Here is a 21,881-nt window from a genome sequence, read left to right as displayed (position 1 = left end):
ACCGCTGGTGCCCTTGCCCAGGAATCCCGCAGTCGGGTCGCCACCGTCGACCCAGCCCTTGCCGGACGGGGTGGCGTAGCCCAGGCCGAACAACTTGTCAACGAACGCCCACAGGAAGGTCAGCCCGAAGGCGATCCGAAGTACCGCGAGCGCACGGCCCGCAGCTGTCGTGACGATCAGATGACGATCGCCCTCGAGCTCCATCACAGGAGCCGGTAGATCGCGGCGGTGCGGCGTGGTGGTCATGGTGTCTTCCTTTCAGTTCGATTCGACACCTTCATCGTGTGGTCGCAGCCCTACCTACGGTCAGGGCCGTTCTCACCTCACCGGCACAAGCCAAAAGTCCCGTCCGCCCAGGCCCCTTGCCGCTAGCAACCGCTCCGCACCGTCCACACGGTGGAAGAACACCAGACTTGGGCCGAAACGGACACGAGATGAACGCGACAACCACCCTGACCAAGGACGAGGTCGGCATCCTGCTCACTGCGGCGACGCACGCACCGTCCATCCACAACACGCAGCCCTGGCGGTTCGAGATCCGGGGCCCGGTCATCGATGTCCTGCTCGACCGCAAGCGCACGCTTCCCGCTGCGGATCCGGCCGGCCGGGCGGCACGCATCGGGATCGGCGCGGCCGTCCTCAACATCCGCGTCGCGGCGGCGATGCTAGGCCACGAGTCCAGCATCGCGCCGGACCCTGATCCTCATCATCCGGAGGTGGTGGCGCGGATCTTCCTGGCCGATCGCACAACTCCGGCGCCGCCCCTCGCCCGCCTGTACGGCGAGCTGCGCCGCAGGCACACCTATCGCGGGCCGATGCTCGATCAGATCATCGCAGCGCGCGTGCTCGAACGACTCGACGAGGCCGCGCGAGCCGAGCGGGCGATTCTGCATTGGCTCGATGCAGGCGAGGCGTCGCGGCTCGGCGAGCTGCTTCGGCGCGTCGATGACACAGAGCTGCACGACGAGGACCGCCTGCATGAGCGGCTGCGCTGGATCGGTGGAGACAGGTCCGGCGATGGGATCCCGGAGAGCGCGCTCGGCCCTGTACCGGCTCGCGCAGCGTTCGTCCGCGATCTGTCCGCGGGCTTCGACAGTCCGCACCGCAGTCAGACCGTCTTCGAGCAACGCCCGGCCCTCGCGGTCCTGTGCACGCCCCAGGAGGACACCGCCGCCTGGCTGCGAGCCGGCATGGCCCTGGAGCGCGTCCTGCTCGTCGGAACGTCGTACGACGTGACCGCATCGTTCCTCAACCAGGTCCTCGAGCACAGCACACCCCGAGCCGCGGTCCGTGAACTGGTCGGCGGTCGGCTGTGGCCGCAGATGGTGATGCGGATCGGCTACCCGGCCCACCCCGGACACGAGTCCTCGCGCCGGGACTGGCGCGAGTCCTTCGACCAATGGTTCTAGCAACCCCTGAGGGAGACTCACCATGTCGTCACACGCCACCCCGATCGTCATCGGGTACGACGGTTCACCGGCCGGCGCAGGCGCACTGCACTGGGCGATCGCCGAAGCCATCCGTTCGAGGGCACCGTTGCGCATCGTCGAGGCATTCGAGGTCGTCGTCCAGACGCGTCCCTCGCCAGGTCACGTCGTACCGCTGGAGGCGTTGCGCACAGCCCGGGAGAAAGGACTGAGCAGCCTCGCCGAAACCGTTCGCCTGCAACACCCCGGCGTCCAGGTCGACACCATCCTCGCCGAGGGATCCGCAGCCGAAGCGCTTGTGGAAGCGGCACAGCAGGCCCGCCTGGTCGTCCTCGGTTCACGCGGACTCGGTGGCTGGACCGGTCTGCTGGTCGGATCGGTTGCCGTCCAGGTGACCACGCATGCACAGTGCCCCGTCGTGGTCATCCCGCCCGATCTGCGTCAACACGTCCACGAGGGGCTGACCGTCGTCGTCGGTGTCGACGGATCCAAGGCATCGGCACGGGCGATCGAGTTCGCTTTCGACCAGGCCGAGGCGCTGCAGGCCCGGGTCGTCGCCATGCACACCTGGACCAGCCCGTTCCTCACCTACGCCGATGGAGCATCGATGCTGCAGTTCGACGAGGGCAAGATCGAGGACGAGGCACGGTTGCTCGTCGCCGAGTCCGTGGCCGGCGCAGCAGCCGACCATCCCGACGTGAAGTGGACGACCGAGCTCTCGAACGGATCCGCAGCACAGGCACTGGTTCGCCGGTCCGGATCCGCCGATCTCGTCGTGGTCGGTTCCCGCGGTCGCGGCGGCTTCACCGGTCTGCTTCTCGGCTCGGTCAGCCAAAGCGTGCTGCACCACACCCAGTGCCCGATCGCCATCGTTCGCTGACGCACGCCACAGACCAGGACACTCACCGAACAGCCGACAGCGCACGCAGCCGCGTCCCGCACCGGCCGGTGCGGGACGCGGCTGACTGCTGACTACTCGATTCCCTTCTCGCCGAACAGCGCGACCTTCAGGGCTCCGGTCTCAGCCGGACGGGAGAAGACGTCGTACGCGTCCTGCATCTCGTCCAGACCGAACCGGTGCGTGATCAGACCAGGCAACGTCAGCCGGCCGGCCGCGAGCATCGACAGCAACCGTGGTGTCGTCGAGGTGTCGACCAGTCCGGTGGTGATGGTGATGTTCTTGATCCAGAGATCCTCCAGGTGCAGCGTCGCCGGTGCGCCGTGTACGCCGACGTTCGCGACGGTTCCGCCCGGACGGACCAGGCGAGCGCACAGCTCGAACGTGGCGGGGATGCCGACAGCTTCGATCGCGACCTCGGCGCCCAGCCCACCGGTCAGCTCGCGCACCGTCGCCTCGACGTCCTCGTCGGGCCCGAGGGCGAGATCGGCGCCACGTTCTAGGGCCGCCTTGCGCCGCGAGTCGGCGGCGTCGACGACGATGATCCGCGCCGGGCTGAACAGCTTGCTGGTGGCAACGGCTGCCAGTCCGATCGGGCCTGCTCCGACGATCACCACGGTGTCGCCCGGCGAGACCCGGCCGTTGAGTACGCCGACCTCGAAGGCCGTCGGCAGGATGTCGGCCAGCACCACAGCCGCCTCGTCGGAGACGTTGTCCGGCAGCTTGTGCACCGACCGATCGGCGAACGGGACACGCACCTGCTCCGCCTGGGTCCCGTCGATCAGGTGTCCGAGGATCCATCCGCCGCCGCCGAGGCACTGTCCGTAGTGCCCTTGCCGGCAGTACTCGCAGCGACCGCACGACGTGATGCAGGAGATCAGGACCCGGTCACCGACTGCCACGCCTCGTACGCCGTCGCCGACGGCAGTGATCGTGCCGACCGCTTCATGCCCCAGGATGCGGCCCGGCTGAACGGTCGGGACGTCCCCCTTCAGGATGTGCAGATCCGTGCCGCAGATCGTGACCGCGTCGATGCGCACGATCGCGTCCTCGGGATCCTGGATCACCGGATCCGGCACCTCGTGCCAGCTCCGCTGCCCCGGACCGTTGTAGACCAATGCCTTCATCGCGAACCTCCCTAGGCGAAACCTTCCACTCCCGACGATGGCGGTCCGGACGGCCTGTGGCTGCGGCCGACCTGCACCCTCCAGGCGGGACCATCGGTGCCGCCGAACAGGACCTTCCGCACTCCCTGCGCCCGGTGCCCGCGCCTTGACTGGAAGTGGAGGAGTGCACGTCGGGAGGTTGTTCACGATGTGAGCGGAGCCGTTCATGGACGTCGTCATCAGAACTCGGAGACTGACCAAGCGGTTCGGGCACCGCACTGCTCTGGACGGCCTCGATCTGGACGTGCCGGCCGGGATGATCCTCGGCTGTCTCGGACCGAACGGCGCCGGCAAGACCACCACGATCCGGCTGCTCGCCGGCCTGATCCGCCCCACGTCGGGGTCTGCGATGGTCTTCGGGTTCGACGCCGCCGACCAGTACGACGCGATCCAGCGCCGGATCGGCTATCTGCCCGGCGACTTCGTGGCGTACCCCGATCTCACCGGCCGGCAGTACCTGAGCTACTTCGCCCACCTGTACGGCGGCGTCGAACGGAAGCGCATCGAGCTGCTGGCCAAGCGGTTCGACCTCGATCTGGCCGTCCGCATCGGCGCGCTGTCGCGCGGCAACCGGCAGAAGGTCGGCATTCTCCAGGCGTTCATGCACGAACCGGAACTGCTGATCCTCGACGAACCCACCGCGGGCCTGGATCCGCTGATGCAGCGCGAGTTCCGCACCCTGCTCCGTGAGACTCGCGACGCCGGGCGGACCGTGTTCCTCTCGTCGCATGTCATGTCCGAGGTGGAGGCCGTCGCCGACACGGTCGCGATCCTGCGCGCCGGACAGCTGGTCACGACGCAGTCGGTCCAGGACCTCAAGGACCGCGCGGCGGACCTGGAAGCGGCGTTCCTCGACTACTACTCCGGCCAGGGGTGAATGCCATGTTCCGCACCGTGTTCCTCAAGTCCCTGTACGACGCCCGCCGCGGAGCATCATGCCTGTCCTCCGCCGCCGCGACCTCGCCGCGTCCGTCCTGATCGCCGTACTGCTCGCGCTCTACCTACCGTTCCTTGCCCTCGGCACCTTTCTGGGGATCGGCAGCAGCGACGACATGGCCTGCACCGTCTTGATCCTGAGTGGCGCAACCGTCGTGCTGCTCGCAGACGACGACCGCTACGACGCCGCGTCCTGGCTCACCCCGATCCTCGCCACCGCGGCAGTCGCGTGCGCCGCACTGTCACTCATTTCAGCTGCCGGCATCCTGCTGCCCGTCGCCGTCGCCACCATGCTGACTCTCTTGTGCATCCAGCTCGCCGAGCACATCACCTTCGCACCACCCAGCTCAAGAGGCCCGCGACCGGCACAGGCGCCCTTTCAACCTCGTTGAGCGCAACAGCCGAGCATTCGGGGTGATCGAAAGCGGACCGCTGGTCAGTCCTGCCGCTGGCGGACCACCGCGACCGGAGAGTCGGCGTGGTGCAGGAGGCTCTGGCTGACGGACCCCAGCAGCAGTCCGGCGACTCCCCCGCGCCCGCGAGAACCAACGACGACCAGCGACGCATCCTGCGAGAGGTCGACCAGCTTCGCGCTGGCTCGTCCCTCGAGCACCGAGACCTTGACGCGCACCGCAGGATGCTTCGCTCGGTACGGCTCGAGGCTCTCGGCCAGCCAGTTCTTCAGCAACTCGCTCGTACTCTCCGCCGACTCGACGTGCTGCTCCTGCGGACGCCAGCAGTAGACGACCGTCAATGGCTGACCGGACGCCGTCGCCTGCTCGAACGCAAACGCCAATGCCTCGTCCGAGTCCACCGAGCCGTCCGTGCCGACGACCACCGGCCCGGAACGACGATCGCCCCGGACAACAACCACCGGGCAGGGCGCCTTGGACGCAACCGATGTCGCCACCGAGCCGAGCACCGCGGCGGACATCTTGTTCCGCGACCGCGTACCGACGACGACCATGTCGGCGTCTACTGCCTCGGCCAGGATCGCGTCGGCCGGAGCCTGGTTCGCCAGCCACCCGGACCCACGCTCGTGGCCGAGTCGATCCTGCGCGAACCGGACCGCCGCGTCCAAGTCGGCCTGGTACAGGTCGACCGGCGGCGTTGACGGGACGTACCCCTCGACACCCAGCGCGGGCCAATTACCCACCTCGTGCAAATACGCGCGAACGACGCGCACCGCCGACCCACGCTCCTGCGCGGCCTCAACCGCCCACCGCAGCGCGATCTGGCTCTCCGGCGTGTCGTCGACACCTACCAGGATGTACTTGCCCATCGATCCTCTTCCCTTTCATCGCACGAGAGCTGGACGAGAGATTCCTTCAGGTCTGTTACCAATCTCGTGCAGCAAGCCCCGTCCCGGCAGAGCCATCAGCCCTGCCCCCGCCAGGACCTTCGACCGTCGGTACCGCTGAAGCGCCTCCGGGCGGTCGGAAGACCGGCATGGCTGGGACTTTCGCCCCTGGAGGCGCGCACTGCGCCATCGCATCGTGAAGGTGTACCCCGGGATCCCGGGCTGCGAGCCGACGCAACGGTCGGCAGAACGAGGTGATGACGATGTTGATCCGCGACCTGATGACCGCACCCGCTGTCACCGTGACCGCCGGTACGCCGATCGGTACGGCGCTCCGGCTTCTCGACGACCGGAAGATCACCGCTCTGCCCGTCGTCGACAGCCGCGGCGTACTCGTCGGCATCGTCAGTGAGGCCGACCTCGTCCCCGATGCCGCGCTGCTCGACGAGCGCGTCCCGGTCACCGCCGTCCGGACGACCGCCGACACACCACCTCGCCGGGTTGCTGACGTCATGAGCCACCTCGCGGCTACCGTGAACACCGACGATGACCTTGATGTCGCGATCGATCTGATGTGGTCGACGATGGTGAAGAGCCTGCCGGTGCTGGACCGCGGCAAGGTCGCCGGCATGATCAGCCGCAGCGACGTCATCCACCTGCTGGCCGGCCGCGACGACCGGATCCGCACCGAGGCCCGCGACCTCATCCACGAGGAACGCCCGGAGTGGAAGGTCGACGTCCAGGACGGCATCGTCACGGTGACCGGCCCGATGGATCCACACGAGCGCACACTCGCCGACGTCCTCGCCCGCACCGTCCGCGGCGTCATCGCGGTCCGCATCCATTGACACCACACCGGTGTCCTGGATCAGTGTTGAAGGATCCTGGCTCCGGATGGCGGGCTGATGACGATCGCCGGGAAGGTCAGCGGCCGGGCCTCGACCACGTAGAGTTGGCCGGAGACCCCGTCCTTGGCCCAGTCGAGTTCCATCCGCCGCTTGAAGTGCGCGTCGGCGAGGACCGACCACTGCGCGAGAACCTGAAGCTCGTCGTCGGTCAGCACCAACCCGCTCCGCTCCTCCGGCGTGGTGGGAACCGGCCGCGTCGCCCGGCCTCCGGCGTACACGGTCTTGGTCCGTTTCGCACCCAGGAATGGCTGGAATCACTGGACCAGGTGGTGGACCACGCCGGGCGGAACAGGGCGCGGTACTTGATGCTCAGCATCCTGCAGCGCGCACGCGACCGGCGCGTCGGTGTCTCGAACTTGCGCAGCACCGACTACCTCAACACGATCGCCCCCGAGACCGAGCCGGACTTCCCGGGCGACGAGCACGTCGAGCGGCGGATCCGGGCGTACAACCGCTGGAACGCTGCCGTCATGGTGCACCGGGCGCAGCGGCCCGGTATTGCAGTGGGCGGCCACATCTCCACCTACGCCTCGGCTGCGGCGCTGTACGAGGTCGGGTTCAACCACTTCTTCCGCGGTCACGACGCACCTGGCGGGGGCGACCAGATCTACTTCCAGGGCCACGCCTCCCCCGGCATCTACGCACGGGCGTTCCTGGAAGGCCGGCTCAGCAGCGACCAACTCGACGGTTTCCGGCAGGAGCTGTCTCACGCCGGCGCCGGGGGCGGGCTGCCGTCGTACCCGCACCCACGGTTGATGCCGGACTTCTGGGAGTTCCCGACCGTGTCCATGGGGCTGGGGCCGATCAACGCCATCTACCAGGCCAGGTTCAATCGCTACCTGCACGACCGCGGCCTCAAGGACACCAGCGGCCAGCGGGTCTGGGCGTTCCTCGGCGACGGCGAGATGGACGAACCGGAGTCCCTCGGCGCGATCGGTGTCGCTGCCCGCGAGGAACTGGACAACCTCACCTTCGTCGTCAACTGCAACCTGCAACGCCTCGACGGCCCGGTCCGCGGCAACGGCAAGATCATCCAGGAACTGGAGTCCTACTTCCGCGGCGCCGGCTGGAACGTCATCAAGGTCATCTGGGGCCGGGAGTGGGACCCGCTCCTCGCGGCCGACACCGACGGCGCGCTGGTGAACCTCATGAACACCACGCCCGATGGAGACTTCCAGACCTACAAGGCCGAGTCCGGCGCGTTCGTTCGCGAGCACTTCTTCGGTCGCGACCCCCGCACAGCAGCCATGGTGGAGCATCTGTCGGACACCGAGATCTGGAATCTGAAGCGCGGCGGACACGACTACCGCAAGCTGTACGCCGCTTACCGGGCCGCGACCGAACACACCGGTCAACCGACCGTGATCCTGGCCAAGACAATCAAGGGCTGGACCCTCGGTTCCCACTTCGAAGGGCGCAACTCCACCCACCAGATGAAGAAGCTGACACTCGAGGATCTCAAGGGCTTCCGGGACCGGCTCTTCCTGGAGATCCCCGACAAGGATCTCGACGCCGTGAAGCCGCCCTACTACCGACCGCCGAAGGACTCACCCGAACTGGCGTACCTGCGCGAGCGGCGCCGCGCTCTCGGCGGCTACCTGCCGGCCCGCCGGCGCGGCAGCACCCGGCTCGCGCCGATCGGAGAGTCTGCGTACGCCGTGACCCGCCGCGGCTCGGGTCGGCAGGCGGTTGCCACCACGATGGCTTTCGTCCGACTGCTCAAAGAGCTCATGAAGGACCCGCAGACGGGTCCCAGGTTCGTGCCGATCATTCCTGACGAGGCGCGCACCTTCGGCCTGGACGCCCTGTTCCCGTCCAAGAAGATCTACTCCCCGCACGGACAGACCTACCAGTCGGTGGACCGCGACCAGCTGCTCAGCTATCAGGAAGACACCCAGGGAGTACTCCTCCACGAGGGCATCACGGAAGCCGGCTCCGCCGCCTCCTGGACCGCCGCCGGTACGTCGTACGCCACCCACGGCGAGCCGATGATCCCGCTCTACATCTTCTATTCGATGTTCGGATTCCAGCGCACCGGGGATCAGTTCTGGGCCGCGGCCGACCAGATGAGCCGAGGTTTCCTTCTCGGCGCCACCGCCGGGCGCACCACCCTCAACGGTGAAGGCCTGCAGCACCAGGACGGGCACTCACTGCTTCTGGCCTCCGCCAACCCCGCCTGCATCGCGTACGACGCTGCCTTCGCGTTCGAGCTGGGCCACATCACCGCCGATGCACTCCGCCGGATGTACGGCGAGCCGCGACCGGATGAGGACCAGAACGTCTTCTACTACCTCACCCTCTACAACGAGCCGATCGTCCAGCCTGCCGAGCCGGACGATGTCGATATCGACGGCATCATCGCCGGGATGCACCGCTACTCCCCCGCCACCGACGCCACCGGGCCGAGGGCGCAGATCCTTGCCTCCGGTGTCGCGATGCAGTGGGCGCTGGATGCCCAACGCCTCCTGCGGGCCGACTGGGGAGTCCAAGCCGACGTCTGGTCCGTGACGTCCTGGACCCAGCTGCGCCGCGAAGCACTGGCAGTCGAGGAGTGGAACCTGTCGCACCCCGACCAGCCGGGCCGAACTCCTTATGTCACAAGGCGGCTCAGCGGTGCTCCCGGACCAGTCGTCGCCGTTTCGGACTGGATGCGCGCGGTACCCGACCAGATCATGCCCTTCGTCGCAGGCCCATGGGCATCGCTGGGCACCGACGGCTTCGGGCGATCCGACACCCGGGACGCGTTGCGCCGCCACTTCGGCGTCGACGCGCAGTCGATCACCCTGCGGGTACTCCAGCAGTTGGCCGCCGGCGGCGAGCTCGACACCTCGATGCCGCGGCGGGCCATGGCCACCTACGATTTGAGCAACGGCACCGAAGACCAGACTCGTTCGGGTCAGTGAACTAGTGTCGATGGTTGCTCCGAGCAACGGCCACGACCGGGGGGCCGGCCGGTCGTCATTGCCGGACCCCGGCAACCAGCGCGATCCGAACCTCGCCGACAACCTCCCTACTCATCGACCCGATGCAGAGGCATTCTCGGAGCTACCGATCGAAACCCGGGGCGCCGGACGGCGGCGCCGTCGATGGAGAAGACATGGTCATCGTTTATGCACTGTTCATAGCCGTGGTTGTGGGACTCGTCGGCCTGGCCGCATGTGTCCGCGTGGTGCAGCAGTTCGAGCGCGGCGTCGTGTTCCGGTTCGGACGGGTGCGTCCAGTGGTCAGGGGCCCGGGGATCGCGTTGCTGATGCCGATCGCGGACCGCCTGCAGAAGGTCAACCTGCAGATCATCACGATGCCTGTCCCTGCTCAGGACGGAATCACCCGCGACAACGTGACGGTCCGGGTCGATGCGGTCGTCTACTTCAGCGTGATCGATCCGGTCCGTGCGGCCGTCGACGTACAGGACTATGTGTCTGCGATCGGGCAGGTCGCGCAGACCTCGCTGCGATCCATCATCGGCAAGAGCGACCTCGACGACCTGCTGTCCAACCGGGAACGCCTCAACCAGGGCATGGAACTGATGATCGACAGCCCTGCCCTGGACTGGGGCGTGCATATCGAAAGGGTCGAGATCAAGGACGTCGCGCTGCCGGAGACGATGAAGCGGTCCATGTCGCGCCAGGCAGAGGCCGAACGGGAGCGCCGTGCCCGCATCATCACCGCCGACGGTGAACTGCAGGCGTCGGAGAAACTCGGCCAGGCGGCCGAGGTGATGACCGAGCACCCTGCCGCCCTGCAACTGCGCCTCCTGCAGACCGTTGTCGAGGTCGCAGCGGAGAAGAACTCGACGCTGGTGCTGCCCTTCCCGGTCGAACTGCTCCGGTTTCTGGAACGGTCCACGCCGCCCGAGAACTCCAGGTCCTCCGATGCCGACAAGCCGGCAACGACCAGGGACGACGACGAATCGCTCGAACGGTCGGACTCGCCGCCGGAATTGACCACCGAGTCGCACGTCTCGGCCGGCGCAGCGGTGACCACGGCCCCCTTATCGGCCGGGTCGGCACAACCGCAGTGGGGCGGACTCCCCGCCGGTTGTGCCGACCCGGCGTGGCAGCCGTGACAGTCCACGACGTGCGAGTTGCGCAAGGATGCCGCCGTACTCGACGTGCCCTGGCCGGTACGTCGGTCAGGGGCCGGACCGTGCCTTGATCTGGAGCCCAGGGCGACGCCGGTGGACCGTCAGGTAGGACAGGCCGTTCTCGCCGGCCGTGACGGTGCGCGTCGAGCCGCGGGGCAACCAGACGAGATTGCCGTTGGCAACGAACTGGGGATCGTCGGGGGCACCGACAGCTCCACTCCCGGCGACGACGACAAGCATCACGTCGAGATCGGGCTCGGTGTGGGTGGCAACGCGCTGCCCGGCCGGCAGATGGACGAGATTCGCGTCGAGTTGACGACCCGCCTCGGCCAACGTCCACCGGGCACCGGCCGGTATCCGGGAATCGTCGACGATCTCGTGGAGATCGGCCAGGATCCGCACCGTCGGTTGCTCGGCAGCGCCATCGTCCACCCGGTCCGGACCGGCTCCTGGTCCGTCAGACATCAGCGGCGATCCGGCCGATCCGGACACGCCACTCCTCAGGCCCCGTTCGCAGGTAGTCCCAACTGAAGGCACCGGAGTGGATGGCCTCGAACTCCCGCCGCAGTGGTTTGGGGTCGTGGCTGTTGACCAGGATGAACGCCTCCCCCGGCGCCAGTCGTGCGTAGCGGGCAAAGACGCGCGGGTGACGGCCACCGCGTGCGATCTGCCGGACGTCGATGACCATCGGCGCGTCGCCGAGCTCCTCCTCGACCGCGGCCGGCGGATCCGCAGCCAACGCCGACCGCTCGGGGCCTGCCAACTCGACGAGAACCGGCACCACCGATTCCTCGATCCGGAGGTACAGGTCCAAGGCACCGGCGATCATCGAGCCGATCCTGGCCGAATCACTCGCACTGCCGACAGCGAGATCGTTGATCTGTTGGTTGAGCGCCGCGCTCCCGACCCGAAGAGCATCCACCAGCGGGCGTCCGTCAGCAGGCTTGGACGCCGGGGCATACAGGTCCCGTTCGGCGTCGACCAGGTACTGGCGCACCTCGTGCCGGCAAAAGTGGGCCAAGTCCGCAGCCAGCGGATGACACCCCGGCGCGGTCAGCTCAGCCAGCCGGGAACGCAGCCGTTCGTGGGCCGCTCGCGCCGCCGTTCGAGCAATGACGGCGGGGTCCGTCTCGGTTGCCTGGATGAAGATCTCCGCACCGGGCATCGCGCCACTCTCCTCGGACGATGTTTCGGATTATTATTACATGTGCTATTTGTAGTAAATACAAGAGTTGGTGAGGAGGCCGGGCCGTGACCTACGTCATCGCGTTGCCCTGTGTCGATCTGAAGGACCGTGCGTGCGTCGACGAGTGCCCGGTGGACTGTATCTACGAGGGCGGACGCTCCCTGTACATCCAGCCCGACGAGTGCGTCGACTGCGGCGCCTGTGAGCCGGTGTGCCCGGTGGAGGCGATCTTCTACGAGGACGACCTGCCCGAGCAGTGGCAGGAGTACCAAGCGGCCAACGCAGGATTCTTCGACGAGCTCGGGTCTCCGGGCGGGGCGGCGAAGCTCGGAGTCGTCGACTACGACCCGCCTTTCATTGCGGCGCTGCCACCGCAGGATCCGGCAGGCTGATCACCATGACCGAAAATGCCCGGGACGACCGTACGAATCCGCGCAGGGCCGCCGTACTCGAGGCCCTCCGCGCCTCCGACGAGGCGCTGGGAGTCACCGAACTCGCCGAACTGCTCGGCATCCACCCCAACACAGCCCGCTTCCATCTCGACGCACTGGTGGCCCAAGGCCTGGTCGACCGCAGAATCGAGGACCCCTCCGGTCGTGGACGGCCCCGAACGGTCCACGCGCCGCATCCCGGGATGGATCGCGGCGGACAGCGTCGGTACCAATTGCTGGCCAAGATCCTGCTCAGTCAGCTGGCCGGCAGTCCTGGAGCGGACGCTACCGCCGAAGCCGCAGGCCGCAACTGGGGCGGATACCTCGTCGAACAGGTGCCGCCGTCACACCAGACCGGCGAAGCCGAGGCCAGGCAACGACTGAACGCGATGATGACCGACCTCGGCTTCGCCCCCGAGCCGGTCCGCGACGCAGACGACCGGATCCGGCTGCGGCACTGTCCGTTCCTCGAACTCGCCGAGGAGTACTCCGCCACGCTGTGCCCTTTGCACCTCGGGCTGATGCAAGGCGCCCTCACCGAGATCCACGCGCCGATCGCGGCCACCCGTCTCGAACCGTTCGCCGAACCGGACGCCTGCCTCGTCCACCTGTCCCCCGCCGCACACAGTCCCGCGACAACGCCGCGCCCACGGCAGCGCCGAACCAGGAGCACCTGATGCACATCACCAGAACCGGCACCACACCACGACGCCGGGCGCCCGTTCGTGGCGGCCCGACGATGGAGGTCCTGCTCGGCACCGACAGACCCGACAACCTCGCGCTGGTCCAGGTGTGGATCCCGCCCGGCGGTGGCCTGCCCGAACACGACCACGGATCGTCGGAGATCGTACTGGTCCACCTGTCAGGCTCGATCGAACTCCGGCAGGGCGACCAACTGCACCAGCTCGAGCCAGGCGGCGTCGCACACATCCCCACCGGAGAACGCGTCGGCCTCCGCAACCCTGGTACCGAAACAGCATCGATGATGCTCGTTGCCTCGCCGCCTGACTTCGTGGACCGACTCGCCGGCTGGCCGGCCGCCTGAGACGACTCGAACGCGCCGACCGTTTCGGTCCGGTGCACTTCACAGATCTGGGAGAAGCTCGTTGAACGAGGCATCAGCCATCTCCGGGAGCGCCGTCGTTTTCGTCTGGCTCGGCATGATCCTGGCGATCTCCTTCCTGGAAGCGCCGCTGAAGTTCCGGGCCCCGGCGTCACCATCCCGATCGGGCTCGGCATCGGCCGCATCGTGTTCCGGGCGCTCAACCGGGCCGAAATCGCGCTCGGCGTCGTGGTACTGGTCGCGATCGCCGTCGGACAACCCACCGCATCGGTGACAGCCCTCTTCGCGACCGTCGCGGTCATCCTGGCCGCACAACTCATCGCCGTCCGACCGCGACTCAACAGGCGCTCCGACCGTGTCCTTGCCGGTGAGACCCCACCCCGATCGACCGTTCACCTCTACTACGTCGCACTCGAGACCGCCAAGGTACTCGCCCTACTAGCGCTCGGAATCCGCCTACTGACCGCGTAGCCGATCAGGCGGTGGCCGATCGGTGCCTCGTGCAACGGACCCTCGGGAGTCCGAAGATCTCCGTGGGTTCCTCGGTCATGAGCCGTGCCGCGCCGGCGCGTACCGAACGGCGAGCCGGGCCAGCGCGATCGCGGCGACCAGCAGGCCGAAGTCGCGCAGGGCAACGTCGTAGAACCCCGGGATCGTCAACAGGTTGAGGATGATGCCGGCAAGCCAGGCCGCAACGATCAACGCGCCGTACCGCGGGATCAGGGCGACCGCGACGCCGGCGACGATCTCGGTGACCCCGACCGCATACATCGCGTCCTGGCCGGACCCCGGCACGATGTCGTTGATCCACGGGGCCAGGTAGCCCGGCCAGTCGGTCAGCAGGTTGGCGAACTTGTCCAGGCCGAACACGATCGGCGCCACCGTGAAGACCGTTCGCAACGCGAGAAACGCCTGGTATCCCGGGTCGGCGAGCGCCTCCCGGCGCACTGTGCGGGTGCTGGACTCCTCGGTCGTCATCGCTACCACTCCTTCTAAAGTAGATATGTTTTGACTTTAGAAGCGACCAGGGTTTTCGTCAATGGGACCTGGCTTTAGAATCTGACCGTGGACGACTCGCGAGAGGCTCAGATCCTGGCGGTCGCAGCGTTGGAGGAGCCGACGCGACGGCGGCTCTACGATCACGTCATACGCCAGGCGAGCCCGGTCACGCGGGACGACGCCGCGGCGGCCCTGGGACTGCCCCGCTCAACTGCCGCCTTCCACCTCGACCGTCTGGTCGAGGAAGGACTCCTGGAGGTCATCTTCGAACGCCGCACCGGCCGAACAGGTCCGGGTGCGGGCAGACCCGCGAAGCTGTATCAACGCTCCAGCCGACCTGTCGCTGTCTTGCTCCCTGAACGCCGCTACGACCTCGCCGGCGGCCTCCTGGCAGCCGCCATCGAAGAGAGCGAAGGCTCGGGCGAATCGCCGCGCACAGCGCTCAACCGCCGCGCCCGCCAGGTCGGCACCGACCTCGCCGCGACGATCCGCGACGCGTCGGGCGGGACCGCCGGTCGAGCAGAGATGACGGATCTACTCGAGGAGCAGGGCTTCGAGCCTCGCACCGAAGGAGACACCGTCGTCCTTGTCAACTGCCCCTTCCACGCCCTTGCCAGGCAGTACACAGGTCTCGTCTGTGAGATGAACCTCTGTCTGCTCGAAGGACTCCTGGCCGGCCTGGCCATCCCGCATCTGAAGGCACACCTCGAGCCCCGACCTGATCACTGCTGTGTGCAACTCCAGACCGACGCCGACCAATGACCAGGCGGCGTACTGCTGCTCGGCGGCGGGCAGGCAGGTTCGGAGTACTTCGCTGGTTACATCACCGAGGAGGCGCTCTCGGTCGACAACCTGTTCGTGTTTCTCGTGATCATGAGCAGTTTCCGGCTCCCGCGCGAGGACCAGCAGAAGATGCTCCTGTTCGGCATCGTCTTCTCCCTGGCGCGTCTCGTGGGAATTGTGTGGGAGAAGTGGCGCGACGGCGCGCCTGTAGGTGTCGGTCGTAGAGCTTTGGGAACATGCGCTGTATGAGACCGTGGGCTGTCCCCGTACTGGTGAGCACGATGGCGCTCGCGGCGACGGCATGTGGCTCGAATCTGCCGGCTCCACCATCGAGCACGGCTGAGCGTTTCTACCGTGCGATCGAGGCCGGTGACGGCAGCGCGGCCTGCAATCTCTTGGCTCCGCAGACCGTTCAGGAGGTGGAACAGTCTGAGCGGGCGCCGTGTCGCTCGGTGATCCTGGGCGAAGACATCCCCACAGCCGGCGAAGTGACAGAGCTGCAGCAGTACGGCACGCAGGCGCAGGTGCAGTTACGCGGCGACACCGCCTTCCTTGCCGAGTTCGACGATGGCTGGAGGATCATTGCGGCAGCCTGTACAGCGCGGGGCGACCGCCCGTACGACTGTAAGCTCACGGGAGGTTGACGGACCGATGCGTGTCATCTTCACCGCCTACTTGGCAATCATCATCCTGGGGTTGGCTTACTTCCTGGTCCTCGGGGTGATCCATCGATGAAGCGGGTACGCCGTTTCGTCCGCAGTAATTCACTCGGCCTCGGGTTCGGCGTGATCTTTCTCGCCGCCCTGATCGGGCAGGCCTTCGCCGGGCTCGCAGAGTTCAACAACCAGCAGATTGCCGACGGCCTGGCAACCGTGACCTTCGGACGATACGTCACCTCCGCCGACTTCGCCGTCGACGTCACCGAGAACTGGCAAAGCGAGTACCTTCAGTTCTTGCTCTACATCGTGTTGACCGTCTGGCTCGTGCAGCGTGGATCGCCAGAATCCAAGAAACTCGACGATCAGGGCCGGGAGACCGACAAGCAGCAGAAGGTCGGCGCGTTTGTTCAGGCCGACTCACCTCGCTGGGCGAAGCCTGGAGGATGGCGCACCAGGATCTACTCGTCGTCACTTGGACTGGTGATGGGGGCGATCTTCCTCGCCTGCTGGTCCGTGCAATCGATCGCAGGCTGGTCGGCATTCAACGAACAGCAAATCAGGCAGCTGCAAGATCCACTGCCATGGCACTCCTATCTCGGCTCAGCCGACTTCTGGAGCCGGAGCTTGCAGAACTGGCAGTCCGAATTCCTGGCCGTCGGGTCCATGGCGGTCTTGAGCATCTATCTACGTCAACGCGGCTCGCCTGAGAGCAAGCCGGTCGGTTCGTCACATCACGCCACCGGCGTCGAGGGCTGACAAGTCTCTCGACGGGGCCTGGTACCCATGCCGGCGGAGAAGATCCGCGAGTTCGGCGCTTGGTTGCAGCCGGCCAGGTCGCCAGGATCCGGCTCCACGGAGCGCCGGCTGGCCTTCACGTCGAGGACGCCGAGGACGCCGACAGCGGCGAAGTGCGGGCGGCCTACTCGGGCGGGCCCGGGTTGGGCGCCGGCTGCGTCAGCGGCGAGTCGTCGCCCGGACGATCCCCGACGTCCGGTGTCTCGGTGTCGGGATCTACCAGGTCCGGGACATCCGGATCCGGGTTCTCCGGAGTGATAGTCACGACTCCACCTCCAGGTCTGCGCGTTCCATGCCCCGCAGGTACCCAGATCAACGCTAGGGAGTCCCCATGATCAGGACCGCGTTGGTCTTCCGCGTCAGGGGTGACGCGCATGACATGGTTGCGCATCTCGACGCGATCGCAGAATCTCAACGACGTCCGCTGTCATCATCGCCACAGGACACGATACACACCGCTCCGCTCAGATCCGCAGGTCAGCGGCAACATTTGGCGCCGACGGCAAGTAGCGATCATGCCGGGCGGCAAAGCCCACTCATGCCTCGCACCTTTCTCCCTCCAGCAGGCCCTCGGCATCGAAGGACCCGTCGGCGAGTAAGAAGAAGGCTGGCCGCAAGGGCGGAAAGGCCGCCGCCAAGAAGAGCTGAGTTGGCAGCGGTGACTACGACGCCCGGATGGACGCGGCACGGGCAGTAGCGGAGGAGACCATGTCCCACCCATGCGAGGCAGCGGCGAACACATCGGCCAAGCAGCCCAGGACCGTGCTCGCGGACCATACGGCCATCCGTTCCATCCGATCCTGGTGACCGTGCCGATCGGTGGGTGGGTTGCCAGCGTGGTTTTCGACATCGTCGCATTCACCGGAAACGACGAAAAGGTCTTTGCCGAAGGCGCGTACTGGCTGATCGGCATCGGCGTCATCGGCGCGGTTCTGGCCGCGGTGTTCGGGCTGATGGACTTGCTCGGCATCCCTCGCGGTACGCCGCGGAGGAAACCCAGACCGAATGCTTCCGCGTAGACCCGCAGACGCCGTAGTGTGCCAACGCCTGGCGGGTCACGCCCGGGAGATCGCCGCGGCGATCGCGTTCCTGGCATCCCGTCAGGCGTCCTGCATCACCGGCACCAATCTCGACAGACAGCCTGCGCGCGCCGGGGCGCCGTGGGTCTCCTGGGGAGCGGTGCTGCACCCTCACCTGGTTGGTCGGCCCGACCTGTACATTCGGCCAGTACCCTCGGCGCGTGCCATTACGTCTGCTTCGGTAGATGACGGGTGTCGATGAGTTGCTGGGCGACGTCGCGCAGCTTGGTGTTGCTGTCTTGTGAATACCTTCTGAGGATGGCGAACGCGCGGTCGCCGTCCACGCCGTACCGCTCCATCAAGATGCCCATCGCCTGCCCGACCAGCTTGCGCGCGTCCACCGCCTGCGCCAAGCTCGCCTCCCGACGCGCGGCCGCGATCGCGACCGACGCATGCCTGGCCAGAATGTGCGCGACCGCCTTGTCATCGGTGTCGAACGCATCCGGCGCAGTGCTGTACAACCCCAGTACGCCGACCGTGTCCGCGGTCGTCATCAGCGGAACGTCCAGAACCGTGCGTACTCCCAACGACAAGACCTTGGCCGCCCACTCGGGCCAGCGACCGTCGGTCGCGGTGTCGCGCACGAGCAGTGTGCTGCGGGAACGTATGGTCTCCACCAACGGGCCGCTCCGGCTCGCCATCTGGCACTCGTAGATCTCCCCACCACCGGATCCGTCACCGCCGGCACCGTAGGCTCACCCCGGGAATTCAGCGCGACACCGGCGTGCGAACAGGTCAGCGCCTGCAGCGCAAAGTCCACGACGGCCTGCACGGTCTCCTCGACCCCAGCCGAGTCATGGAGCTCGAGCGCCAGCCGGGCGAACATGTCAGCGACCGCCGCATCCTCGCGAGCGCGTCCACCCTGATCGGGCTCACGATCGACCATGTCGTCCTCCACCGACACCGTGCGCTCGACGCGCTCCACGCCCCCCATCATGCACCCCAGCCCGGAGCTGAAATCTGGAAACGGTTCGCGAAATGGAATCTGTGTCCGGGCTCCACGGGAACCGCCGTTGCACAGCGTTGTCGACACGCTCAGGCGGATCAGCTCGACCGAACTGGTAGGTGTACACGGTGCGTACAGCGCGGATCAGCAGTCCCGGAGAAGCTGAAGGACAGCCCGGAGAAGCGGCCGAATCTACTGCCAGTGCTCACCACTCTGCTGACCGCGCACAGCCGGGCAGAGGAGGCCGAGGTCTACCCGGTAGCAGCCGCGGAGGCGGGTGAGAAGGATGAGGTCTCGCACAGCCAGCAAGAACACATCGAGGCCGACGAACTGCTGGCGAAACTTGCCGAGACAGATCCTGAGTCCGCCGAGTTCGAGACGGTGCTGCAGAACCTGATCGACGCGGTTTCCCACCACGTCGAGGAAGAAGAGACCGAAGTACTCCCTGGGATGCGCTCCAGCCTCTCCGACGAGCGTCGCACCGAACTCGGCGAAGCGTTCGTTGCCAGCCGCAAGCAGCACCTTGGCGAAACAACCCGGCGACATGACCCGCGAACAGTTCGCACAGCAAGCCACCAACGCCGACATCTCCGGCACCTCGGGCCTGACAAACTGCAGCAGATAGTCCAGAGCGAAGCCGAAAGCTGACCTCTGGCACCGTCCGAGACCGCCCGACTTCGCGGCCTCACAGCTTACCGGCCCGGACGGCTTCCGACTCTTACTTGCGGCGTCTGGGGGCGCGCGCTCGGATGACCACGACGTCTTCCTGATCGACGTCCGAGGGGATCGTGCCGGCGGCCTGCTGCGCTCGCATCAACGGACCGAGCGGCCCTCGTACGCACGCCCGCACCTCAACGTCCACCAGGCCGGCGCGGCGCAGTCGATGGAGGGTGGTGTCGGTACCGATGAGCGATGATTGCACGAGAAGCAGCACCCCGCCGGGGCGCAGATGGGCAGGCGCCGCGTCGCACAGTGCATCGAGCACGAGTCGGCCGTCGCGCCCCGCCTCCCACGCCCGGCTCGCACCACGGCGGGGTACGTCGGGCCTCGGTGACGGCACGTACGGCGGGTTGCTCGCGATCAGATCGAACCGCTCGCCGGCCACCGGTGCGAAGGTCCGGCCCCGGAGCGTTCGGATGCGCAGACCGGATCGCAACGCGTTGAGCCGGACCGTGAGGAGCGCTCGCCGGCAAACGTCGATCGCGGTCGTGGTTGCCCCGCGCTCCGCGGCCGTGAGGGCGAGGACACCGCTCCCGGTGCACACGTCCAGCGCGTGCCGGCCGGGATCGACCGTTTCCTGGCGGATCGCGTCAGCCAGCATCCATGAGTCGGAGATTGGGGCGAACACACCTGGCAGGGTTACCAGTTTCATGCGGTGAACACCTCCGCGAGCCACGGGATCACGCCGTCAGGACCGAGCGTTCGGAGGTGCTCCACCGCCGGGTTCTCCACCATCGCTCGTACGTCGTCCAGACCACCCGGAGCATTCGGCTCGGCAATATCGTTCAGATCGTGCAGACAGCGGCGAGTCGAGCGCGCCTCGCCGGTGCGAAGGTCGAGCAATTCTCCCCGCACACCGTCGCGGAGCGCGGCCCATCGGTTCTCGGCGATCCGCCACGTCGGCGCCGGGGGTTGGATCTCGCCGAGATGATACGAGTCGGCAAGCGTCGCGGCGAGCGCGTGCACGAACCGGGCGACCGCGCTGGTCCGATCGACGGTCGCCTGTACGTCGAGGACCCGAACCTCGAGCGTTCCGTAGCGGATGTGCGGACGGAGCTCCCACCACCACTCCGAGCCGTCGAACACAGCGCCACCTCGAACCGCCCAGGCGAGATCACCGGCGAACTGCTCCCAGGACGCAATGATCGGAGGTACACCCTGGCGAGGCAGCGCGGAAGCGATCAAGGGACGCACAGAGCACAGGCCGGTATCCCGTCCGCCGGCGAATGGCGCGGCCGCGGCCAACGCGGCCATCTCTGGGAGCAGATCCCGCAACGCGTGATAGACCCCCAACGTGCAGTCGGCGTCGCCAAAGGCCAGGTGCACCTGCAACGAGGAGACCAACTGCCGGGCAATCACCTCTCGGTAGTGCTTCCAAAGACCGACGGCCCGATCCGTGGCCGACAAGTCGATCGGGCCGTCCACAAGAGGGTGAACGGGCGCGGCGACAGCCGCCAGATCGGGACCGCATCCTGTGGCGACCAATGCTCGGCACGCCCGCAGCTCCTCGACAGCGTCCGCCACATCTTCGTGCACGGACGTCGCGATCTCGAGCTGGCACGCCGGCAGCTCCGGCTTCACGCGTCGGTCGCCAACTCCTGCGATCACAGCGGCGGCCTTCGCAGGCAGCCAACTCCCCCGGTCCACCAGCAGTAGCTCCTCCTCCAGGCCCACCGTCCCGGCGACCGTGCCGGAGGACAGCGACCGCAGCAGCGCTGCATTCGGTGCCGTCCCCGCGGCTAGGTGGACGGACTCGGCGTCTGTCATACAAGACTCCCGGCGCTCCCCGGGCGCAGCACGCACCGGGATCCCCCGAGGCTCCCCTCCGAACCTTGTGCCCCCGGTAACCCTCAAACTCCGAATTAACCTCACCGACGTTCAGCGGGCTCGGACCGCACAGATGCCTGCCACGGTCAGTGGAATAGATCGGGGTCGCCGTGGGTACCGCGTGGCCACACGGATCCTGTTCGTGATCGCTTCCTGTCGGAGCCACCGGCAACTATGTGATGACGGCACGGCGCCGGTGGAGTGCGGCCAGTACGGCGGGCCGGGTCTCCACCCCCACCGTGCCGAGCGACGGAGGGTAGACGATGACCATCGACCCGAGGACCCGGTACGCCGGACCCGAGCAGCAGGAACCGGATCAGCAGGAGCATCCCGGGCACAGCGGCTCGATGGAGCCCACGCCCGACTACGGCGAATACACCTATCGCGGCAGCGGGAAGCTGACCGGCCGGCGGGCGTTGATCACCGGGGGCGACTCGGGCATCGGGCGCGCGGTGGCACTCGCGTTCGCCCGCGAAGGCGCGGACGTGATGATCTCTCACCTCGAGGCCGAGGAGAGCGACGCACGCGAAACCTGCCGCCTCGTGACCGACGCCGGACGCAAGGCCGCGTCACTCGCCGGCGACATCCAGCACGAGGAACACTGCCGGCGGCTGGTGGACTATTGCGTGGACGAGCTCGGCGGACTGGACATCCTGGTCAACAACGCCGCGTAC

28 protein-coding genes and 1 pseudogene are annotated in these 21,881 nt (G+C 67.2%); 18 read left to right on the top strand and 11 right to left on the bottom strand.

Annotation, left to right across the window (positions count from 1 at the left end):
* Positions 1–246: pseudogene (locus E0H73_RS45195) on the bottom strand (hypothetical protein); the annotation flags it as partial.
* 188 nt (positions 247–434) lie between these two features.
* Here E0H73_RS45195 and E0H73_RS45190 point away from each other — a divergent pair.
* Both E0H73_RS45190 and E0H73_RS45185 read left to right on the top strand, forming a co-directional pair.
* Complete coding sequence (locus tag E0H73_RS45190; protein WP_131367444.1) at positions 435–1,409, top strand: Acg family FMN-binding oxidoreductase; 975 nt, start codon at positions 435–437, stop codon at positions 1,407–1,409.
* A gap of 22 nt (positions 1,410–1,431) precedes the next feature.
* Positions 1,432–2,307 carry a universal stress protein gene (locus E0H73_RS45185; RefSeq protein ID WP_131367442.1) on the top strand — a complete coding sequence of 292 codons (876 nt, stop codon included), beginning with the start codon at positions 1,432–1,434 and terminating at the stop codon, positions 2,305–2,307.
* Between the two features lie 92 nt (positions 2,308–2,399).
* Here E0H73_RS45185 and E0H73_RS45180 read toward each other — a convergent pair whose 3' ends face one another.
* A complete protein-coding gene (locus E0H73_RS45180) occupies positions 2,400–3,452 on the bottom strand; it encodes a zinc-dependent alcohol dehydrogenase family protein (protein ID WP_131367440.1) in 1,053 nt (350 codons plus the stop codon).
* Between the two features lie 205 nt (positions 3,453–3,657).
* Between E0H73_RS45180 and E0H73_RS45175 the strand changes: the two genes are divergently transcribed.
* Both E0H73_RS45175 and E0H73_RS45170 read left to right on the top strand, forming a co-directional pair.
* Positions 3,658–4,368 (top strand): ABC transporter ATP-binding protein, encoded by a 711-nt coding sequence (locus E0H73_RS45175; RefSeq protein WP_202867927.1) that lies wholly within the window; start codon positions 3,658–3,660, stop codon positions 4,366–4,368.
* A 58-nt stretch (positions 4,369–4,426) separates the two neighbouring features.
* Positions 4,427–4,819, top strand: coding sequence for a hypothetical protein (locus tag E0H73_RS45170; RefSeq protein ID WP_131367438.1), 393 nt, complete (start codon positions 4,427–4,429; stop codon positions 4,817–4,819).
* A gap of 44 nt (positions 4,820–4,863) precedes the next feature.
* Here the strand turns inward: E0H73_RS45170 and E0H73_RS45165 are convergent, their stop codons facing one another.
* Positions 4,864–5,709, bottom strand: coding sequence for a universal stress protein (locus E0H73_RS45165; protein WP_131367436.1), 846 nt, complete (start codon positions 5,707–5,709; stop codon positions 4,864–4,866).
* Positions 5,710–5,984: 275 nt separating this feature from the next.
* On the opposite strand from E0H73_RS45165, the gene E0H73_RS45160 reads away from it, so the two are divergent.
* Positions 5,985–6,575, top strand: coding sequence for a CBS domain-containing protein (locus E0H73_RS45160; protein WP_131367434.1), 591 nt, complete (start codon positions 5,985–5,987; stop codon positions 6,573–6,575).
* A gap of 20 nt (positions 6,576–6,595) precedes the next feature.
* On the opposite strand, the gene E0H73_RS45155 is transcribed toward E0H73_RS45160, so the two are convergent.
* The gene (locus E0H73_RS45155; protein WP_165556173.1) at positions 6,596–6,853 is read right to left on the bottom strand and encodes a PEP/pyruvate-binding domain-containing protein; all 258 of its coding nucleotides are present in this window, start codon (positions 6,851–6,853) and stop codon (positions 6,596–6,598) included.
* Here E0H73_RS45155 and aceE point away from each other — a divergent pair.
* Both aceE and E0H73_RS45145 read left to right on the top strand, forming a co-directional pair.
* Entirely contained in the window at positions 6,767–9,538 is a 2,772-nt protein-coding gene (aceE, locus tag E0H73_RS45150; RefSeq protein ID WP_131367448.1) for a pyruvate dehydrogenase (acetyl-transferring), homodimeric type, read from the top strand. The two genes, E0H73_RS45155 and aceE, sit on opposite strands and share 87 nt — an antisense overlap.
* Positions 9,539–9,732: 194 nt before the next feature.
* Positions 9,733–10,701, top strand: coding sequence for a slipin family protein (locus E0H73_RS45145; protein ID WP_238164695.1), 969 nt, complete (start codon positions 9,733–9,735; stop codon positions 10,699–10,701).
* Between the two features lie 66 nt (positions 10,702–10,767).
* Here the strand turns inward: E0H73_RS45145 and E0H73_RS45140 are convergent, their stop codons facing one another.
* Positions 10,768–11,184: a cupin domain-containing protein gene (locus E0H73_RS45140; RefSeq protein ID WP_165556172.1), complete on the bottom strand. Its 417-nt coding sequence runs from the start codon at positions 11,182–11,184 to the stop codon at positions 10,768–10,770.
* Complete coding sequence (locus E0H73_RS47815) at positions 11,177–11,884, bottom strand: DUF2249 domain-containing protein (RefSeq protein ID WP_131367430.1); 708 nt, start codon at positions 11,882–11,884, stop codon at positions 11,177–11,179. Before E0H73_RS47815 ends, E0H73_RS45140 begins: the two co-directional genes overlap by 8 nt.
* 86 nt (positions 11,885–11,970) lie before the next feature.
* Between E0H73_RS47815 and fdxA the strand changes: the two genes are divergently transcribed.
* The 4 genes from fdxA to E0H73_RS45115 all read left to right on the top strand — a co-directional run bounded on the left by fdxA (position 11,971) and on the right by E0H73_RS45115 (position 13,870).
* Positions 11,971–12,297 carry a ferredoxin gene (gene fdxA, locus E0H73_RS45130; protein ID WP_131367428.1) on the top strand — a complete coding sequence of 109 codons (327 nt, stop codon included), beginning with the start codon at positions 11,971–11,973 and terminating at the stop codon, positions 12,295–12,297.
* A gap of 5 nt (positions 12,298–12,302) precedes the next feature.
* The gene (locus E0H73_RS45125; protein ID WP_131367426.1) at positions 12,303–13,013 is read left to right on the top strand and encodes a helix-turn-helix transcriptional regulator; all 711 of its coding nucleotides are present in this window, start codon (positions 12,303–12,305) and stop codon (positions 13,011–13,013) included.
* Positions 13,013–13,381 carry a cupin domain-containing protein gene (locus E0H73_RS45120; RefSeq protein ID WP_131367424.1) on the top strand — a complete coding sequence of 123 codons (369 nt, stop codon included), beginning with the start codon at positions 13,013–13,015 and terminating at the stop codon, positions 13,379–13,381. Before E0H73_RS45125 ends, E0H73_RS45120 begins: the two co-directional genes overlap by 1 nt.
* Positions 13,382–13,585: 204 nt before the next feature.
* The gene (locus E0H73_RS45115; protein WP_238164694.1) at positions 13,586–13,870 is read left to right on the top strand and encodes a hypothetical protein; all 285 of its coding nucleotides are present in this window, start codon (positions 13,586–13,588) and stop codon (positions 13,868–13,870) included.
* A 75-nt stretch (positions 13,871–13,945) separates the two neighbouring features.
* On the opposite strand, the gene E0H73_RS45110 is transcribed toward E0H73_RS45115, so the two are convergent.
* On the bottom strand, positions 13,946–14,377 hold the full coding sequence (locus E0H73_RS45110; protein ID WP_131367421.1) for a DoxX family membrane protein: 432 nt from the start codon (positions 14,375–14,377) through the stop codon (positions 13,946–13,948).
* An 87-nt stretch (positions 14,378–14,464) separates the two neighbouring features.
* Between E0H73_RS45110 and E0H73_RS45105 the strand changes: the two genes are divergently transcribed.
* The 4 genes from E0H73_RS45105 (at position 14,465) to E0H73_RS45090 (ending at position 16,596) form a co-directional block, all read left to right on the top strand.
* Positions 14,465–15,160: a helix-turn-helix transcriptional regulator gene (locus tag E0H73_RS45105; protein WP_131367419.1), complete on the top strand. Its 696-nt coding sequence runs from the start codon at positions 14,465–14,467 to the stop codon at positions 15,158–15,160.
* 12 nt (positions 15,161–15,172) lie between these two features.
* Entirely contained in the window at positions 15,173–15,430 is a 258-nt protein-coding gene (locus tag E0H73_RS47810; protein WP_420323461.1) for a TerC family protein, read from the top strand.
* Between the two features lie 32 nt (positions 15,431–15,462).
* On the top strand, positions 15,463–15,825 hold the full coding sequence (locus E0H73_RS45095; protein WP_131367417.1) for a nuclear transport factor 2 family protein: 363 nt from the start codon (positions 15,463–15,465) through the stop codon (positions 15,823–15,825).
* An 87-nt stretch (positions 15,826–15,912) separates the two neighbouring features.
* Positions 15,913–16,596 carry a DUF6766 family protein gene (locus E0H73_RS45090; RefSeq protein ID WP_131367415.1) on the top strand — a complete coding sequence of 228 codons (684 nt, stop codon included), beginning with the start codon at positions 15,913–15,915 and terminating at the stop codon, positions 16,594–16,596.
* Positions 16,597–16,759: 163 nt separating this feature from the next.
* Here the strand turns inward: E0H73_RS45090 and E0H73_RS46410 are convergent, their stop codons facing one another.
* A complete protein-coding gene (locus E0H73_RS46410) occupies positions 16,760–16,900 on the bottom strand; it encodes a hypothetical protein (protein WP_165556171.1) in 141 nt (46 codons plus the stop codon).
* 538 nt (positions 16,901–17,438) lie between these two features.
* Here E0H73_RS46410 and E0H73_RS45085 point away from each other — a divergent pair.
* Positions 17,439–17,654, top strand: a complete 216-nt coding sequence (locus E0H73_RS45085) for a DUF2231 domain-containing protein (protein WP_202867926.1) — start codon at positions 17,439–17,441, stop codon at positions 17,652–17,654.
* Between the two features lie 227 nt (positions 17,655–17,881).
* On the opposite strand, the gene E0H73_RS45080 is transcribed toward E0H73_RS45085, so the two are convergent.
* Entirely contained in the window at positions 17,882–18,331 is a 450-nt protein-coding gene (locus tag E0H73_RS45080; RefSeq protein WP_420323460.1) for a GAF and ANTAR domain-containing protein, read from the bottom strand.
* A gap of 179 nt (positions 18,332–18,510) precedes the next feature.
* On the opposite strand from E0H73_RS45080, the gene E0H73_RS45075 reads away from it, so the two are divergent.
* Positions 18,511–19,308: a hemerythrin domain-containing protein gene (locus tag E0H73_RS45075; RefSeq protein ID WP_238164693.1), complete on the top strand. Its 798-nt coding sequence runs from the start codon at positions 18,511–18,513 to the stop codon at positions 19,306–19,308.
* Between the two features lie 70 nt (positions 19,309–19,378).
* Here the strand turns inward: E0H73_RS45075 and E0H73_RS45070 are convergent, their stop codons facing one another.
* Together E0H73_RS45070 and E0H73_RS45065 are read right to left on the bottom strand one after the other, a co-directional pair.
* The gene (locus E0H73_RS45070; protein ID WP_131367411.1) at positions 19,379–20,032 is read right to left on the bottom strand and encodes a HemK2/MTQ2 family protein methyltransferase; all 654 of its coding nucleotides are present in this window, start codon (positions 20,030–20,032) and stop codon (positions 19,379–19,381) included.
* A complete protein-coding gene (locus E0H73_RS45065) occupies positions 20,029–21,147 on the bottom strand; it encodes a carboxylate-amine ligase (protein ID WP_131367409.1) in 1,119 nt (372 codons plus the stop codon). The genes E0H73_RS45070 and E0H73_RS45065 overlap by 4 nt, the downstream gene beginning before the upstream one ends.
* 323 nt (positions 21,148–21,470) lie before the next feature.
* Here E0H73_RS45065 and E0H73_RS45060 point away from each other — a divergent pair.
* The coding region (locus E0H73_RS45060; RefSeq protein WP_131367408.1) for an SDR family NAD(P)-dependent oxidoreductase at positions 21,471–21,881 on the top strand (411 nt) is incomplete at its 3' end.

This window comes from Kribbella pittospori (assembly GCF_004331465.1).
GTDB classification, from domain to species: Bacteria; Actinomycetota; Actinomycetes; order Propionibacteriales; family Kribbellaceae; genus Kribbella; species Kribbella pittospori.
This window is presented reverse-complemented; position numbering and strand designations above follow the sequence as displayed.